General features: G+C 40.8%; 13 protein-coding genes, 1 other RNA gene and 3 pseudogenes. 12 read left to right on the top strand and 5 right to left on the bottom strand.

Features of this window, described 5'->3' with window-relative positions; all coding sequences use genetic code 11:
- Entirely contained in the window at window positions 1-1,254 is a 1,254-nt protein-coding gene (locus B9T36_RS03730) for an exonuclease SbcCD subunit D C-terminal domain-containing protein (protein ID WP_086208193.1), read from the bottom strand.
- A 398-nt stretch (window positions 1,255-1,652) separates the two neighbouring features.
- Here B9T36_RS03730 and B9T36_RS03725 point away from each other — a divergent pair, with 398 nt between their 5' ends.
- The 3 genes from B9T36_RS03725 to B9T36_RS03715 all read left to right on the top strand — a co-directional run bounded on the left by B9T36_RS03725 (window position 1,653) and on the right by B9T36_RS03715 (window position 4,386).
- Window positions 1,653-2,630: a GGDEF domain-containing protein gene (locus B9T36_RS03725; RefSeq protein WP_086208192.1), complete on the top strand. Its 978-nt coding sequence runs from the start codon at window positions 1,653-1,655 to the stop codon at window positions 2,628-2,630.
- Between the two features lie 338 nt (window positions 2,631-2,968).
- The gene (locus B9T36_RS03720; protein ID WP_086208191.1) at window positions 2,969-3,415 is read left to right on the top strand and encodes an ABZJ_00895 family protein; all 447 of its coding nucleotides are present in this window, start codon (window positions 2,969-2,971) and stop codon (window positions 3,413-3,415) included.
- 59 nt (window positions 3,416-3,474) lie between these two features.
- Window positions 3,475-4,386, top strand: a complete 912-nt coding sequence (locus B9T36_RS03715) for a TIGR01777 family oxidoreductase (protein ID WP_086208190.1) — start codon at window positions 3,475-3,477, stop codon at window positions 4,384-4,386.
- Between the two features lie 17 nt (window positions 4,387-4,403).
- On the opposite strand, the gene thiO is transcribed toward B9T36_RS03715, so the two are convergent.
- Window positions 4,404-5,513, bottom strand: a complete 1,110-nt coding sequence (gene thiO, locus B9T36_RS03710) for a glycine oxidase ThiO (protein WP_086208189.1) — start codon at window positions 5,511-5,513, stop codon at window positions 4,404-4,406.
- A gap of 29 nt (window positions 5,514-5,542) precedes the next feature.
- On the bottom strand, window positions 5,543-6,556 hold the full coding sequence (gene hemB / locus B9T36_RS03705) for a porphobilinogen synthase (RefSeq protein WP_086208188.1): 1,014 nt from the start codon (window positions 6,554-6,556) through the stop codon (window positions 5,543-5,545).
- A 108-nt stretch (window positions 6,557-6,664) separates the two neighbouring features.
- Between hemB and B9T36_RS03700 the strand changes: the two genes are divergently transcribed.
- From B9T36_RS03700 to B9T36_RS03690, 3 genes are all read left to right on the top strand, one after another.
- On the top strand, window positions 6,665-7,162 hold the full coding sequence (locus B9T36_RS03700) for a thioesterase family protein (protein ID WP_086208187.1): 498 nt from the start codon (window positions 6,665-6,667) through the stop codon (window positions 7,160-7,162).
- Window positions 7,163-7,410: 248 nt separating this feature from the next.
- Complete coding sequence (locus tag B9T36_RS03695; RefSeq protein WP_086208186.1) at window positions 7,411-8,562, top strand: efflux RND transporter periplasmic adaptor subunit; 1,152 nt, start codon at window positions 7,411-7,413, stop codon at window positions 8,560-8,562.
- Between the two features lie 6 nt (window positions 8,563-8,568).
- A complete protein-coding gene (locus B9T36_RS03690; protein WP_086208185.1) occupies window positions 8,569-10,098 on the top strand; it encodes a DHA2 family efflux MFS transporter permease subunit in 1,530 nt (509 codons plus the stop codon).
- Window positions 10,099-10,197: 99 nt separating this feature from the next.
- Here B9T36_RS03690 and glpK read toward each other — a convergent pair whose 3' ends face one another.
- Window positions 10,198-11,682 (bottom strand): glycerol kinase GlpK, encoded by a 1,485-nt coding sequence (glpK, locus tag B9T36_RS03685; protein ID WP_086208184.1) that lies wholly within the window; start codon window positions 11,680-11,682, stop codon window positions 10,198-10,200.
- Between the two features lie 130 nt (window positions 11,683-11,812).
- On the opposite strand from glpK, the gene ssrA reads away from it, so the two are divergent.
- Together ssrA and B9T36_RS03670 are read left to right on the top strand one after the other, a co-directional pair.
- Window positions 11,813-12,171, top strand: a transfer-messenger RNA (tmRNA) gene (gene ssrA / locus B9T36_RS03680).
- 499 nt (window positions 12,172-12,670) lie between these two features.
- A complete protein-coding gene (locus B9T36_RS03670) occupies window positions 12,671-12,871 on the top strand; it encodes a helix-turn-helix transcriptional regulator (RefSeq protein WP_086208183.1) in 201 nt (66 codons plus the stop codon).
- Window position 12,872: 1 nt separating this feature from the next.
- Here B9T36_RS03670 and B9T36_RS19210 read toward each other — a convergent pair.
- A pseudogene (locus B9T36_RS19210) lies at window positions 12,873-13,032 on the bottom strand (YhfG family protein).
- A 210-nt stretch (window positions 13,033-13,242) separates the two neighbouring features.
- Here B9T36_RS19210 and B9T36_RS03660 point away from each other — a divergent pair.
- The 4 genes and pseudogenes from B9T36_RS03660 (at window position 13,243) to B9T36_RS03650 (ending at window position 16,605) form a co-directional block, all read left to right on the top strand.
- On the top strand, window positions 13,243-14,811 hold the full coding sequence (locus tag B9T36_RS03660; protein ID WP_086208181.1) for a type I restriction-modification system subunit M: 1,569 nt from the start codon (window positions 13,243-13,245) through the stop codon (window positions 14,809-14,811).
- Window positions 14,811-15,320, top strand: a pseudogene (locus B9T36_RS19360) (restriction endonuclease subunit S); the annotation flags it as partial. The gene B9T36_RS03660 and the pseudogene B9T36_RS19360, both read left to right, overlap by 1 nt.
- A pseudogene (locus tag B9T36_RS19355) lies at window positions 15,312-16,073 on the top strand (restriction endonuclease subunit S); the annotation flags it as partial. The pseudogenes B9T36_RS19360 and B9T36_RS19355, both read left to right, overlap by 9 nt.
- Before the next feature lie 73 nt (window positions 16,074-16,146).
- Entirely contained in the window at window positions 16,147-16,605 is a 459-nt protein-coding gene (locus B9T36_RS03650) for a hypothetical protein (RefSeq protein ID WP_086208179.1), read from the top strand.
- Window positions 16,606-16,632: the final 27 nt, after the last annotated feature.

Below are 16,632 nucleotides of genomic sequence, written 5' to 3'. Positions count from 1 at the left end.
TTAAGCCTCGTATCCATCTTCAAGGGATTGTTCAGCTTCACGCATTAAACTCATAAAATCCTGTAGCACAGCGGTATCATGCTGATAACCCTGTTTTTCCCAAATTTGCTGAAACAGTTTTTCTGGTGTGGGTGGTTCTAAACTTACTTTAGCGGGGGCATTGGGGTCTTGCTCCGTAGCTAAGTACTGACGTGAAATACGGACTAAACGATAACGATTTTTAGGCAGTGCATCTTCAAACTGTTGTCTTAAATTGGGCTGAGGCGGAACAGCTGTATGATATTCAATATCGACATATTCACGTTGATCAATCAGCTCAATTTCACCTGCTGGTAAGGCTTTGAGTTTGTCCAGCACCTCATTTAACTCCCCCCGTATTTTATGCAGTTGAATACTACGTGGTATAGCGAGTACATTTAACTGGAAACGTGAGGCATCTTTCTGTACAGGGTCAAGTGTCACTTCAAGAACTTGATGTTTGTAGTTAATTTCACTAAATGACAGGGGGATGGGGGAGCCGCTATAACGGATATGCTCTTCACTGACTTTTTGTGGTTTATGTAAATGTCCGAGTGCTACATAGTCAATGATTTCATCAAATAATGCTGTTGAGAGTGCTTCTTCATTACCAATCACAATCGGACGTTCAGAGTCTGAGGTTTCGCCACCTTGCATATGTGCATGAGACATTAAAATCAGGGCTTGATCTGCTGTTTTGCGGGCTTTGGCCTCGGCAATCAGTTGTTGATGCAAATAGGCAATCGCGTTTTGGCTATTGGTGGTGTGTTCATTAACGCCTGTAATTTCAGCGGGGCGTAAAAAGGGCAGGCTCAGACACCATGCCACAATATTCTGTTGTTCATCTAAAATGGGCACCAATAAATGTTCAAGGTCGATTTGTTGTTCAGTATTTTTATGAATGACACCGACTGCTTTGGCATTGTATTTCGCCAGTAAAGGTTCAACTTGTTCAATGCGATAGCCTGAGTCATGGTTGCCTGCAATCATGAGCGTTTGCATGTGGGGGGCACGTGCATGCGCATCGGCTAAGAACTGGTACAGTTGTTTCTGTGCACTGGATGCAGGATTGATGACATCAAAAATGTCTCCTGCAATAAGTAAAGCATGCGGTTGTTTTTCACTGATTTGTTGTAGTAACCATGCTAAAAACTGTTCATGTTCATACTGGCGGGAATGGTTATAAAAGAACTGTCCCAGATGCCAATCCGATGTATGAAAAAAACGAACAGCCATAGATGCCCCAAGCTCAAAACGCAATAGAGCTATAAGCTAACATAAATCAAACTTTTTCGAAGGATAATCATCAGCTCTACGTCAAACCTTGACGTAGATGATTGAGCTGATAGTTATAAGTCGCATGACACCGAGATATGGCGAGATTATTATGTGAAAAGGAAAGTGATGGATGTGTTTGATTAACACTATAGTAAAAAGATTAAATATGATTAAAAAATGTTCTTTTTATGAGCTATTATGTATCTGAATGAAATTGTATATCATTTCGTATGCATAAAAAAATGTAAAAATTGATTAAGTATTCAATTTCAATAATTTATAACAATGATTTATGAAAAAGGTTAAAAACAATAAATCATTTATCGAGTAAGACTGGGTATAAGGAGAAAATAACTATGTCTGATTCTATTTTCAATTCGCCCCGTATCGTCAATGATCTGGTGTATAAGACGCTGATTGAATCAACACTTGCTATTCCTTGGAGCATAGATTGGGAAACCAAAACTTTTAGTTATATTGGCCCACAAATTGAAAAAGTATTAGGTTGGAAACAGGATTCATGGAGAACTGTTGAAGACTGGGCAATGCGTATGCATGAAAATGACCGGGCATGGGTGGTTGATTTTTGCGTGGCACAGTCGATTTCTGGTGTCGACCATGAGGCAGACTACCGTGCGCTGACCATTAACGGGGAGTATATTTGGATCCGCGATGTGGTTCACGTGGTTAGAAAGCCAGATGGGGAAGTGGACAGTCTGGTCGGATTCATGTTCGATATTTCTGAGCGCAAAAGACAGGAACAAGAGTTAGAAACGCTGAAAAAGCAATTGGAAGAATATTCGTATCAAGATGGCCTTACGGGTATTGCAAACCGTCGATTCTTTGAAGATTGCTATCAACGTGAGTGGCTTAATGCGCAGCGTGAGCAGAAACCACTGACATTAATGTTATTAGACATCGACTATTTTAAACAGTACAACGATTATAATGGTCATATTTTGGGGGATGCATGCCTCAAACAAATTGCACAATTGTTGAAAAAAAATGTGTCGCGTCCACGTGATTTAGTTGCACGTTTTGGTGGGGAAGAGTTTATTTTGGTTTTACCTGATACATCGCAAGATGCTGCCATTGAAATTGTAGAACGTATTTTGCAGAGTATTCGGACAGCCGATATTTGTCACAGTTCATCGCCATTAGATCAGCGTTTATCCGTCAGTCTAGGAGTAAAGACAATTGTGCCTATGTTTAATCATGACAAAATGACCTTCTTAAAAGAAGTAGATCGAAATTTATACTTGGCTAAAGAACAAGGACGAAATGGCTACGTTATTCAAGATGAGTCTGCTGTTCAACATTTAACGTATTATTAATCTATTCTTTGCTTCCTCATCTGTTGATGGTGGGGAAGTTCTAAAAAATCAGTTGCCCAAAAAATAAAGACCGACGATTCGAGTGATGATGAAATCGTCGGTCAAAGAAAACTGCTTCACGTTTAAATGTTGGCTGCTAACAACATTTAAATTTGGAGCCAATCTTATTGCTCTAGGAAAGGTCACCGTACGTATTGTGGATGCCGGTACAATATTTTGACGGTTGCTGCGACCTTGTACCCTATTTAACGCAACTCAACTTCAATTGGTTGACATGAAAATGAAAAAAAATTGAATTTTTTTTATAATGAGTTTTTAGCTAGGTTGTAAGCAGCGCTATGGTATCACTAACACGATATTTTCTTTGGTTTTTTTTCTTGTGTTTTATTTTTAGCTGCGTATGCGGTGTGTTAGCAGCACTGCTACCTACAGGTTTGGGCGGTGTATTAACAGCTGTACCGTATTTGGTGGCTATGATTTGGGTGCTCCAAAAATTTATTAAACAACAGCGCCGTGCACCGACCCAAGCTGAACGTAAAAAATTTACTTTGGGTTTTAGTCTGATATTTTGGGGCTATAACTTGGCGTTTCTCTTGCTTGGTTTATTCATTTTTGCCCAAGCTGATGCTGAAGTGGGACAAAACTTTATGCTTTATCTACAACAGCCACAGTTTGTCGCGATTATCGTAATTATGTTTTTACTGGTTGCCATTCCACTTTGTTTGCTGACCTATTGGTTCTATGGCAAACAAGCAGAACGTATGGCGGCAAAAATTGTCGCTTAATCGTAAAGCTTTCTTCTAAATGCTATAGTCTGATGAAAAGTATCATTTGAGATCACGCTATGCAAAAAGAACGTGTATTGGTGACAGGAGCGAGTGGTTTTATTGGTTCAAACTTGCTTAATTATTTATTAGAAAAAGATTATGAAGTCATTGGTTTAAGTCGGCAGAAGAATCTTTCAAAAATACATCCACATTTAATCTGGATTCAAACGTTGGATGAATTGAAACATGATCGAATTGATTATGTGGTAAATCTGGCGGGGGAAAGTATTGCTCAAGGGCGTTGGACAGATGCCCGCAAACAAAAGCTGATTGCCAGTCGTGTTGAAATGACGACAACACTCTATCAGTATCTAGCCAAAAGAAATATCCAACCGAAATGCATTATTTCAGGCTCAGCGGTGGGCTATTATGGTATTGACCCGACTGAACAATGGACAGAACGTTGTACAGAACAGTCTCCACCGCAGTCGATTTTTATGTCGGAGTTATGTCAAAAGTGGGAGCAATCTGCTCGGCAAAACACAACGCAAAATACCAAAATCATCCGCTTGGGGGTGGTCTTTGGACGCGGGGCGGGCATTCTGCCGCAAATGTTGTTTCCGATTAAAATGAATCTGTGTGCTCGAATTGGTTCAGGACGACAACCTGTGGTGTGGGTGCATATTCAAGACGTGTTGCGAGCGATCGAGTTTTTGATGCTACATGAAACGACTGAGCAGGTCTTTAATGTCGTCAGTCCAGAAAAAGTCACCCAGTCGGCGTTTGCACAAACCGCAGCTCAAATTCTAAAACGTAAACCTTTACTTTCTTTGCCTGCTTTTGTGTTGAAATTGCTCTTAGGCGAGCAGTCTCAACTGGTGTTAAATGGTCAGTTTGTCCGTCCGCAAGCGCTGAGCAATCAAGGCTTTGAGTTTAAGTATCCGACTTTAAAAGAAGCATTGCTTCATCTCATTCAGCCCAAAGCGTGATTGTGGTGAAGTCATCATCACGCAAAATGTGCTAAACGTTCTGGAGTATAGGCAGTCGCATCAACAGTTAATGGGTGCTCTAACATTAACTCACGCAGTAGCCGTGCAGATGCGGGTCCCATACACAGACCATTTCGATAGTGGCCGAAGTTTGCCCAAAGATTGGAAATTTCAGGAAATGCTCCGATATAAGGGACGCCTGTTGGTGAACTTGGGCGTAGACCTGCCCAATGCTTCACAATTGGGAAATCAGCCAGTTCTGGCACCATGTCCAAGCAGGCTTTATAAATATTTTGTTGGGTTTGTAGGGAGGGGCGTTGGTCAAAACCGACATCCGCCATGCTTGAGCCACAAACGATATGACCGTCTAAACGTGGAATCAGATACATGACCTGATTCATACACATTGTTGGGAGCCAGTTTTCAGGGGTTTTAAACAGCAACATTTGCCCTTGTACAGGGTTCACTGGAATGCTGCATTGGAGTTGTTCGGACCAGTGCTGTGACCATGCGCCTGTTGCAATCACCACATGATCTGCATGATAACTTTGACCATCAGCAGTTTTTACCCCTTGAACTTGCTGATTGACTATGTCAAACCTATGTACCCATGCTTGCTCATGGAAAGTGACTTGTGATAATTGTTTGAGATATTCCACAATCGACTTGAGCAGTCGGGGATTGCGGACGTTAGCTAACTGTGGAAAATGGATGGCTTGTTGAAAGCGCGTTGAAATACGTGGATTGATCTGTTCCAGTTGCGTGCGTTGTAAAAGTTCACACTGCTGCATCGGTTCCTGATGTTGTTCTTTATAATTTAGACCAATATCAAAATCAGCTTCGTCAAAAATTAGCATACCTGTTTCATGGATTTCAAAATCTATCCCTGAAACGGGGCTAATTTTTTCATTCCATGCTTGATACATGCTTTTGCCATATTTGGCGAGGTCATTGACACTTTGTGGATAGCGCCACGGGTACATCGGAGAGAGAATACCTCCACCTGCCCATGAGGCCGCTTGTCCTGCTTGTTGTTGGTCAAAAATCTCCACTGAACAACCGTGTTCAATCAGCTCAAGCGCTGTCAGTAATCCACTGATACCTGCACCAATAATGGCAATATGCATTGCAACTCAATCCTTCTGGTGTATTTCTTTTACTTCATGTCTTTCAGTTTGAGTGCCGCTTCTTCTGCAAAATAGGTCCAGATGCCATCGGCACCTGCGCGGCGGCAACTCATCAGTGATTCAATAATCACGCTGTCCGATAACCAACCATTTTGAATGGCTGCGGCAAGCATGGCATATTCACCACTGACTTGGTAAACGAAAGTCGGGACGCCAAAAGTGTCTTTGACTTCACGAACAATGTCCAAATACGGCATACCCGGTTTGACAATTACCATATCCGCGCCCTCTTGAATATCAAGGGCGATTTCATGTAGGGCTTCTGCGCGGTTGCCGACATCCATTTGATAGTTGTATTTATTGCCACCTTTAAGGTTGCTCGATGAACCGACTGCATCGCGGAAAGGACCATAGAAGCTTGATGCATATTTTGCTGAATAGGCCATGATCGAGGTGTAGATATGGCCATTGGCTTCAAAGGCTTGACGGATGGCACCGATACGACCATCCATCATGTCACTGGGTGCGAAAATATCAGCACCCGCTTCCGCGTGGCTTAAGCCTTGTTTAATCAGTGCCGCAACGGTTTCGTCATTGAGTACATAACCTGTTTCATCAATAATGCCATCTTGACCATGCGTGGTATATGGATCAAGTGCACCATCGGTAATCAGCACCATTTCAGGCAATTCTTTTTTGAGCAGACGTAGCGTGTTTTGAACCAAACCATCTTCACACCATGCTGCTTCGGCACTGAGGCTTTTATCTTCTTGAGGAGTTACTGGAAATAGTGCGAGTTTCGATACACCAAGTTCAAGTAAACGCTCCGCCTTTTTGACAAGTAAGTCAGCAGATAAGCGCTGAATATTTGGCATACTGGGAATATCTTGGGTTTGCTTCTGTCCTGGCAGGACAAATACTGGATAGATGAGATGATCTGGCGTTAAATGAGTCTCACGGACCATAGAGCGCAGATGTTCATTTTTACGAATACGACGCATGCGAGTAGCGGGAAACGCGGGACGATTGAACGTATAGGTCATAAAAATCTCGATAATCAGTATTAAACTAGGTCAGTATTGTAGACCTATCTGGTGGTTTTGGGCAGATTTGGATAGGTTTTTATTGTTTGCATGCTAAAGCAGGGTGTTATGAATAGTGGTGAAAAAAGCTGGACGGGCAGCATACACTTAGGAGCGAAAGTGGATATTGATGTGGTTTTTGAGCAATTGGTCAAGGCTTTTAATGCATCGCCATTTTTTAAGCACAACAGTATGAGCATGCGTGTAGTCAATGGACAGATTGAAGCCTATATAGATATGCAGGATTACTTAATTGGTAATGTCGCGTTCCAAATTTTACATGGTGGCGTGGCTGCAACGATTTTGGATAGTGTTGGTGGTATTGTGGCGATGGGGGAGCTGTATAAAAAAGCCGAACCTGACACGATTGCAGATACCATCAAAAAAGTATCACGTTTAGCGACAGTAGATATGCGGGTTGATTATCTTGCGCCGGGACGTGGAAAATATTTTATTGCACGTGCTGAAACCCTGAGATTGGGGCGTAAAGGTTGTACGATGCGTATGACTATGGTGAATGATGAAGATCGAGCGATTGCAACAGCTATTGCTTCGTATGCATATTAGGTCTATATGACTAAATGATTAATAATTAAGTGAAATTTATAGCACTCAGCAGGAAGTTGGGTGCTAAAAACTAAAAAAGACTGTGCAGTTACAAATTATATTCTCAAAATATGATTATCTAATCGTAAAATGCATCAAATTTTATAGTGACTTTCTCATCGACACCAATGCAGACAAGTTTTTTGTCTGATGTCCCTTTAGAAGGGATGATGCCGGCTGACCAAGTCTGTTAGATTTAGGAAAAATCAATGACAGATGCCTCAAATACACTGCCAGATACTGATACAGCCAATCAAATTAGTGATCAAACACTGAAAGCAAAACGGAAGAAAAGTTTAACTTTTGTTGCTCTAATTCTGATTATTGCTGCCGTTTTATACTTGGTTTGGAAACTGTTTTTTCAACATTCAGTTTCTACAGACAATGCTTATGTGGGTGCAGAAACGGCATCCATTACCTCTATGGTGACAGGTCAAGTTGAAAAAGTCTTGGTCAGTGATACTCAGAATGTGAAAAAAGGTGATGTGCTGGTTTTAGTGGATCATCGTGATGCTGAAATTGCTGTAGCCCAAGCTCAAGCTGAACTACTTAAAGCAAAGCGCCAATATAAACAAAGTGCCGCCAACAGTAGCTCTTTAAACTCGCAAGTCTTTGTGAGTGATGACGCCATTCACAGTGCCGAAGCGCAAGTGGCTAAAGCCCAAGCTGAGCTAAATAAAGCAAAGGATGACTTGAACCGTCGCCAGCAGTTGAGTGCAACAGGGGCAATTTCCAAAGAAGAGTTGAGTACTGCACAAGCCACATTTAATAATGCGCAAGCCGGCTATAACTTGGCACAGGCTGGTTTAGCTCAAGCAAAGTCGAGCCAAAAAGCGGCACAAAGCAATTTGGCTGCCAATGAAGCCTTAATTCAGGGTAGCAATGAAAACTCGATGCCTGATGTTTTAGTGGCACAAGCAAAATTAAAACAAGCTTTGTTAGACCTAGAACGTACAGAAATAAAAGCGCCTTTTGATGGTGTGGTGACAAGCCGGAAAATCCAAGTTGGACAACGTGTGGCACCGGGTTCAGTGCTCATGATGTTGGTTCCTATTTCACAGTTATATGTCGATGCGAATTTTAAAGAAAGTCAGCTTGAAAATGTACGTCCAGGTCAAAAGGCTATTTTAACCTCAGACTTATATGGGGATTCGGTTGAATTTCATGGCACAGTCTTGGGCTTTTCAGGCGGTACGGGCTCTGCCTTTGCATTGATTCCTGCTCAAAATGCGACAGGAAACTGGATCAAGGTCGTACAGCGCTTGCCTGTGCGTATCCAACTTGACCCGAAAGAACTGACTGAGCACCCTTTACGTGTTGGCTTATCTATGGAAGCTCAAATCGACTTGAAATCGAAGTAGTTGCTTATGAATAGCTACGTTCCCTATGGCGACTTAAAAGGTGGTCGCCTCATGCTGGCAGCCTTTGTTCTTGCTTTGGCCAACTTTATGGTCGTGCTAGATATGACGATTGCCAATGTCTCTGTGCCTCATATTACGGGAAGCCTTGCTGTATCGAGTTCGCAAGGGACATGGGTGATCACCTCCTATGCTGTGGCTGAGGCAATATGCGTTCCTTTAACGGGATGGCTTGCAGGTCGTTTCGGTGGGGTCAAAATTTTCATTTTAAGCCTAATAGGCTTCACGGTATTTTCAGTACTGTGTGGTTTATCAACCAGTTTAGAAATGTTGGTTTTTTGCCGAATCGGTCAAGGTCTATTTGGTGGTCCGATCATGCCACTTAGTCAGATGTTGCTGATGCGAATTTTCCCTCCTGAGAAACAATCTCAAGCGATGGGTATGTGGGCAATGACGACTGTGGTTGGTCCAATTCTGGGTCCAATTTTAGGCGGAACCATCAGTGACAACATGTCATGGCATTGGATTTTCTTTATCAATATTCCAGTCGGTATTTTCTGTGCATTTGCAGCAATGCGTTTATTAAAACCAGCAGAAACAGCAACAGCAAAACTGAAAATTGATATGGGGGGCTTATTGCTATTGGTGCTTTGGATTGGGGCATTACAACTCATGCTCGATCTGGGGCATGAACGTGACTGGTTCAATAGCCCTGTGATTGTGGTATTGGCTTTAACCGCTGTGATTGGTCTGGTGATCTTTACCATTTGGGAGCTGACCGAACGACATCCAGTGGTGAATATCCAAATCTTTAGATACCGTAGTTTTACTATTTCTGTTTTAGCATTGGCCTTTGGTTTTGGTGCTTTTTTCGGTAGTATTGTGCTGATTCCACAGTGGCTACAGATCAATTTGGGTTATACCGCAACTTGGGCAGGTTATTTAACTGCAACTATGGGGTTTGGTAGTTTAACCATGTCGCCGGTTGTGGCAAAGCTAGCAACCAAATATGACCAACGCGCACTGGCGAGTTTTGGTTTGAGTATTTTGGGTGGGGTGACGCTGATGCGTTCATTCTGGACCACAGATGCAGACTTTTTCGCATTGGCATTACCACAAATCTTGCAAGGTTTTGCTGTGCCTTTCTTCTTTATTCCACTGTCGAATATGGCATTATCGTCTGTGTTGCCACATGAAATGGCATCTGCCGCAGGTTTAATGAACTTTTTAAGAACTATGGCAGGGGCAATTGGGGCATCAGTTGCCGTTACCATTTGGGATGACCACACTAAAGTTGCACGTAGTGAAATGGTAGGTAGTTTACATACAGACCAGACCCAATCCCTGTTAATACAGCAGGGGATGAGTTCGGAGAGTGCTTTAGCTTATATTTCCAGTCTAGTCGATAAAGAAGCATTAACCTTATCCGCAAACTATATTTTTCTGATCTTAGCATTAGTATTTCTTTTCGCTGCTGCCATTATTTGGCTTTGCCCTAAACCTAAATTGGGTGCCGGTGGTGGAGGGCATGCACACTAAGACCATAAAAAATCACTTAAAAAAGAACATGCCAGTCAGTTCCTTAACTGACTGGCATATTCTTTTTCAACCCTAGATTTTATTCGATAGAATTAGGAATTAAATTTCAGACTTTGCACGTTCTAATGCAGACTGCCATTGCTGTAAGTGAAAATCACGTTGATCTGTGCTCATTTGAGGTTCAAATGCACGCTCAAGTTGCCAAGACTGTGCAATTTCATCTAAGTTAGAAAAGATACCAGACCTTAAACCTGCCATGGCAGCAGCTCCCCATGCTGTAGATTCTTGCATTTTAGGGCGTAAAACAGGCACATTTAAAATGTCTGCCTGAAACTGCATAAGCATATCATTTTGACTCGCACCGCCATCGACACGTAATTCTTTGAGTGGTTGCTGAATATCAGCTTGCATGGCGGTCAGTACATCTGAGACTTGGAAGGCAATAGATTCTAAAGCTGCACGTGCAATATGGGCTTTGTTGGTTCCACGTGACATTCCACATAGTAATGCACGAGCTTCACTGTCCCAATGTGGCGCACCAAGTCCAGTAAAAGCAGGGACAAGGATAACACCATCGGTATCCTTAACTGTACAAGCCAGCTTTTCGACATCGCCACTTTTTTGAATAATGCCTAAATTATCTCGTAGCCACTGCACAATTGCTCCTGCCATAAATACGCTACCTTCTAAGGCATAAGTAGTTTGATTTTGCGTTTTCCAGCCAAGTGTAGAAAGCAGTTTATTTTTACTGTACTGAACGGTGTCCCCCGTATTGAACAACATAAAACAACCCGTGCCATAGGTATTTTTAGCTGTACCACTTTCAAAGCAAGACTGGCCAAACAGCGCAGACTGTTGGTCACCTAAAATCCCTGTAATTGGAATATTGGCTCCAAGTAGTCCTGTTGCAGTATCGGCCACATAGGTATCTGAATTGATAATTTGAGGAAGTAGTGTAGATGGAATATTAAAGAGTTCTAATAGCTCTTCATCCCACTGCTGGGTACTCAAATTCATCAGCATGGTACGAGATGCATTACTAACTTCGATGACGTGATTTGCGCCTTGAGTCAGGTTCCAAATGAGCCAACTGTCAATGGTACCAAAAGCTACATGACCTTCTGTCGCCAATTTACGGAGACCGTTGACATGTTCAAGTAACCATACCAATTTTCCAGCACTAAAATAAGGATCAATTCGAAGCCCTGTTTTGGATTGAATTTTGTGGCTCATGTTTTGCTGAAGGAGTTGGTTGCACCATTCAAAAGCACGACGATCTTGCCAAATAATGGCAGGTGCAAGTGGTTGCCCTGTGCGTTTATCCCATACGACAGTCGTTTCTCTTTGGTTGGTGAGACCAATGGCTTGAATGTCTTTGGCAAGGATGCGAGCCGAGGCGAGTGCTTGCTGTACAACGGCAATTTGTGAGCTCCAAATCTCTTGGGCATCTTGTTCAACCCAGCCAGATTGAGGGGTGTGTATGCGTGTTTCGCGTTGTGCCGTTGCCTGAACTTGACCTTGTTCATTGAAAATAATGGCACGACTCGAAGTGGTTCCTTGGTCGAGTGCAAGTAAGTAGCTCATAAATTATTTTATTGTTGGACTTGAAAACCAAAATATTAACGCAATTATGTAATTAAGCGCATCAATATGTGTGTTTGTTTAGAAAATAGATCGTATTTTCTGGCAACTATGCTATGATTGACGCTACTTTGGGGGTGTTTCTGGCTTCGACGCTGGTGATGAAACTCATAGATGCATGTCGAGAGCGCATTTTCTCTCGTAAATCAAATTTGCATTTTTTAGTCGCAAACGACGAATCATACGCTCTAGCTGCCTAAGGGCAGCTTGTCCGCCTCTCTGAATACTTGTGGTTAGAGAGTCCGACTGAAGCGCACGCACACAAGTCCGTATAAAACCAAGCCTCGGGGTTTTGTACTAAATTAAGAGGATCGCGATTTGTACCCTGTTCGTCGGGTCACAAAGAGTTAAAACAGTAGACGATATCTAAGCATGTAGTATTCTCGAGCGTAGTGCTGGCGGACGCGGGTTCAACTCCCGCCACCTCCACCAAAATTCTTTATATAAATCAGCCACTTGTGAAAGTGGCTTTTTTATTGCCACATTTTTGCCGCACTTCCCCACAAAACCCGCCACATTTTATAGGCATTAAAAAATGCACCTTAAGTACCATTTGTAGTATTTAGTTTCGCCATTCCTATCCTGTTCTTATCTCCATGTATTCATTTTGCATATCGCTTAATCAGCATTGGGAGACTGTGGCCAATCCCAACTTGGGGTGTTCTACTCATGTTAGATACCTGCTAAATAAATACGAATAAGCAAAGCAAAGCGGTAATGATTCGGTTCAAATTTTCTTGGTGAAATATTTAAATGTCGAAATTGGTATGAATAAGCATGCAGATTGATGGGCTAGTGCAGACTTTTGGATGCTCTCTGCATACAAAAATAAGCTATTTGTTGAATCTATCTTGGATTTAAGTGAAATCTGCACTGCTGGATTCGATGGTGGTGGCTTATCCGCTCGCATCAATGATCAGGAGTAAATGTCATGAATGCGTTTGTTGGTGAAACTTTTCAAATGAATCAACTGATTAGTATTAAAGAAGTCATTAAATATGTAGGTGTAGGTTGTTCAATGATCTACGAGATGATGGATGAGTTCTCACCGTATTACGATCCAACTTTCCCGAAGAAAGTTAAAATTACTCAAAACCGTATTGGTTGGTCTGCTTATGAAATTCATCAATGAATTATGATTTTGAAAGCTTTTTATATTTTTGTAGGATTTGATCTTTGCTTAAAGTTGCAGTGGTTGCTGAAGGAGAAAGGCCTTCAAGTTTTAGGTTAGCTCTATAATTTTGTAAGCGTGTTGCTTGAATATATTTTTTTCTGTTCAATTGTCTTAAGCATGTTTAAGCTTCTTAAGTCAAAAAAGTTTAATCAGTATATCAGATTTGGCTTATATCAAATGATGGCAGTCGAAATATAAAAATAAAAGCGTTGTAGTGATTAAATTTAATTGCGACAGTTTGTGTCTTTCACTCTCTGTTTTTTGCTGAAAAATAATTAAATTTCGGTAAACTATTCACGTTTCATTCTTCTCTTCGGACTTCAATAACAATGACCCAAGTACAACTGCAACAGCTACAAAAACAACTATGGAATATAGCCAATACTTTACGTGGCAAAATGGGTGCAGATGAGTTTCGTGATTATATTCTTGGGTTTATCTTCTTTAAATATTTATCTGAAAAAGCGGTCAACTTTGCCAATGAATTACTGGATGGCGAAGACATTGGCTTTTTAGCGTTAGATGAGAATAACGCTGAGCATGTGCCATACATCGAAGAAATCAAAAAAAATGCCATTGAAGAAGTGGGTTATGCGCTGACACCAAAGCAACTATTCCATACGCTTGCAGAACGTGGTCGTAAAGGCGATTTCATTTTGGATGACTTGGCAGAAACGCTGAAAGCGATTGAACAAAGTACGCTTGGTTCAGACTCTGCCGATGACTTTGCCAATCTGTTTGAAGACCTCGATCTAAATTCGACTAAGCTGGGTAATACAGCGAGTGATCGAAACGAGCTTGTGGCGAAAGTACTCAGTCATTTAGATGATATTGATTTTGATATTTCCAATACTGAATCGGATGTATTGGGTGATGCCTATGAATACCTGATTGGTGAGTTTGCATCAGGTGCAGGCAAAAAAGCAGGGGAGTTTTATACGCCACAAACGGTATCAACTTTACTGGCTAAGATCGTTACGCAAGGTAAAACCCGTTTACGTTCACTCTATGATCCGACTTGTGGTTCAGGTTCGTTGTTGCTACGTGTAAAGCGTGAAGTGCAAGATGTGGATATGATTTACGGTCAGGAGATGAATCGTACCACTTACAACTTGGCACGTATGAACATGATTTTGCATGATGTACATTTCGCCAAGTTCGACATCAAGCAAGAAGATACCTTGATTCGTCCTCAGCATTTGGACAAGCGTTTTGATGCGGTGGTTGCCAATCCGCCATTTTCGGCAAAATGGTCTGCTGATCCGTTATTTTTACAAGATGAGCGTTTTGCTGCTTATGGCAAACTTGCGCCAAGTTCTAAAGCGGATATGGCATTTGTTCAGCACATGCTGCATCAACTGGATGAGCATGGCACGATGGCTGTTGTGTTGCCACACGGTGTTTTATTCCGTGGCTCGAGTGAGGGAATGATTCGTCAATACCTAATTGAACAGCTCAATGTGATTGATACCATTATTGGTTTACCTGCCAATATTTTCTATGGTACGTCTATTCCGACTTGTATTTTAGTGCTGAAGAAAAACCGTGAGCATAAAGACAATATTTTGTTTATTGATGCCAGCAACGAGTTTGAGAAGCAGAAAAATCAAAACAAGTTATTGCCTGAGCATTTGGACAATATTATTGGGGCATTTGAAAACCGTCAGAATATTGAAAAGTATGCGCATGTAGCAACTTTAAAAGAAGTTAAAGAAAATGACTTTAACCTGAATATTCCGCGTTATGTCGATACTTTTGAAGCTGAGGATGAGATTGATCTAAATGCGATTGCTCAAGCCTTGCAAGCTTTGGAAGTTGAAACTCAAAAGACGGATGCCGTAATTTCAGATTTCTGTAAAGAGCTTGGGATTGCTTCGCCGTTTGCGGAGGTGAAGTAATGTCTGCGCCTAATTTAAGATTTAAAGAGTTTGATGGGGATTGGTTAAGTTCAAATCTAGGTGAAATCTCTGATATTAAAACAGGCCCATTTGGCTCAACTTTACATCAAGAGGATTATGTCGATATTGGAACCCCAATTATTACAGTTGAACATTTGGGTGAAATAGGAATAACTAATCAGAATTTACCATTAGTTTCTGATGCAGATAAAACACGTCTTAAATCATATTTATTAAAAATAGGAGATTTGGCTTTTAGCCGTGTAGGCTCTGTAGATAGATGTGCAATTGTTACCGAAAAAGAAAATGGTTGGCTTTTTTCAGGTCGTATTCTAAGAGTAAGGCCTAATAATGAGTTAATTGATTCTAAAAATTTAATGTATGCCTTAAAAACAGAAGATGCACAGTATCGAATTAGAAGTGTTGCTGTCGGTCAAACAATGCCTTCTCTTAATACAGAGATTTTGAAGAATTTCCCTGTAATATTAAGTAATTCTAAAAACGAACAAACCAAAATCGCTACTTTCCTTTCAGCAGTCGATGAAAAAATTAACCAACTCACGCAAAAACATAAGTTACTCAGCCAATATAGACAAGGCATGATGCAGAAGTTGTTTAGTCAGCAGATTCGTTTTAAAGCGGATGATGGCAGTGAGTTTGGGGAGTGGGAGGAGACAACATTAGGTAAGTTGGCAAAATATTTTAAAGGTTATGCTTTTAAGTCTGAGTCGTATAAGGCAACAGGCATAAGGATAATTAGAGTCTCTGATTTAAGTAAAGATTCGATTAAATATGATAATGAAGCGATTTACTTAGATGAAAATGAATCTCTAAATCATAAAAGTTGGGCTATTCATAAAGGGGATATTGTTATTACGACAGTAGGCTCAAAACCTCATCTTATAGAATCTGCAGTAGGTCGTCCTATTTACATTAAAAAAAATAATGAAGGATTGTTAAACCAAAATTTATTGGTGTTACGTCCAATTGATGAGAGTGTAGAGATGTATTTTATTTTTTCTCAGTTGTTGAGTGTGAAGTATTTAACACATATTGAAACTATTCAGCGTGGGAATGCAAATCAATCTAATATTACAGTTAAGGATTTACTTGAATTTAAACTTTTCAAAGCTTCAGTAGATGAACAAACCAAAATCGCTAATTTCCTCTTTGCTATTGACCAAAAAATTGAAGTCGTGGTGCAGCAAATTGAACAAGCCAAACATTGGAAAAAAGGCTTGTTACAGCAGATGTTTGTTTAATATTTTCATATCAGCAAAGTGCGATAATTCACTTTGCTTTTTAATACTTTATAAAACTTAAAATAGGATCATCATGAAAAAACTTATACTCGTTGCTTTTATGGCATTACCGATGTTGGTACAGGCTCAACCTTTTAAATATCAAAAAGATAGTTCTGGTTTTAAGCAATATAAAGGGAACGCGACTTTAACAGGAACATACTCACGTACTTTAGACCCTGAATATTTAGAATATATGGGCGATGGGATTTGCTTTGAACCAGATCAAAAATCCTCTGCACTTGTTCCTCGTCCAAAAGGTGATGAACGAACAGCATGGTTCTGCTTTAGCAATTTTGAGCAAGCAAAGAAAACATTTAAATTGCCAGACACCATCAAAAAAGACTTTTGCAAGTATGAAGGTAAGGCAACCATTACCATTAAAGATTACAACTTATTTGTTGAAGAAACAGAAGGTTCTGATTTAACCCAACTTGTTTCAGCAAAAAATATTACACCTGCGAAAGCAGTCAAGTGTGAAGCTCAGTATTAAAGCTGTTTTGTTAAAGTATTTGCATAA

Source organism: Acinetobacter sp. ANC 4204, from assembly GCF_002135205.1.
GTDB lineage: Bacteria > Pseudomonadota > Gammaproteobacteria > Pseudomonadales > Moraxellaceae > Acinetobacter.
Note: the sequence above shows the minus strand (reverse complement) of the source record. Positions and strands in the feature narration are given on the sequence as shown.

Coding starts and splice junctions, on each gene's coding strand:
- B9T36_RS03730 (WP_086208193.1), bottom strand. CDS start 1,254: ATGGCTGTTCGTTTTTTTCATACATCGGATTGGCATCTGGGACAGTTC.
- B9T36_RS03725 (WP_086208192.1), top strand. CDS start 1,653: ATGTCTGATTCTATTTTCAATTCGCCCCGTATCGTCAATGATCTGGTG.
- B9T36_RS03720 (WP_086208191.1), top strand. CDS start 2,969: ATGGTATCACTAACACGATATTTTCTTTGGTTTTTTTTCTTGTGTTTT.
- B9T36_RS03715 (WP_086208190.1), top strand. CDS start 3,475: ATGCAAAAAGAACGTGTATTGGTGACAGGAGCGAGTGGTTTTATTGGT.
- thiO (WP_086208189.1), bottom strand. CDS start 5,513: ATGCATATTGCCATTATTGGTGCAGGTATCAGTGGATTACTGACAGCG.
- hemB (WP_086208188.1), bottom strand. CDS start 6,556: ATGACCTATACGTTCAATCGTCCCGCGTTTCCCGCTACTCGCATGCGT.
- B9T36_RS03700 (WP_086208187.1), top strand. CDS start 6,665: ATGAATAGTGGTGAAAAAAGCTGGACGGGCAGCATACACTTAGGAGCG.
- B9T36_RS03695 (WP_086208186.1), top strand. CDS start 7,411: ATGACAGATGCCTCAAATACACTGCCAGATACTGATACAGCCAATCAA.
- B9T36_RS03690 (WP_086208185.1), top strand. CDS start 8,569: ATGAATAGCTACGTTCCCTATGGCGACTTAAAAGGTGGTCGCCTCATG.
- glpK (WP_086208184.1), bottom strand. CDS start 11,682: ATGAGCTACTTACTTGCACTCGACCAAGGAACCACTTCGAGTCGTGCC.
- B9T36_RS03670 (WP_086208183.1), top strand. CDS start 12,671: ATGAATGCGTTTGTTGGTGAAACTTTTCAAATGAATCAACTGATTAGT.
- B9T36_RS03660 (WP_086208181.1), top strand. CDS start 13,243: ATGACCCAAGTACAACTGCAACAGCTACAAAAACAACTATGGAATATA.
- B9T36_RS03650 (WP_086208179.1), top strand. CDS start 16,147: ATGAAAAAACTTATACTCGTTGCTTTTATGGCATTACCGATGTTGGTA.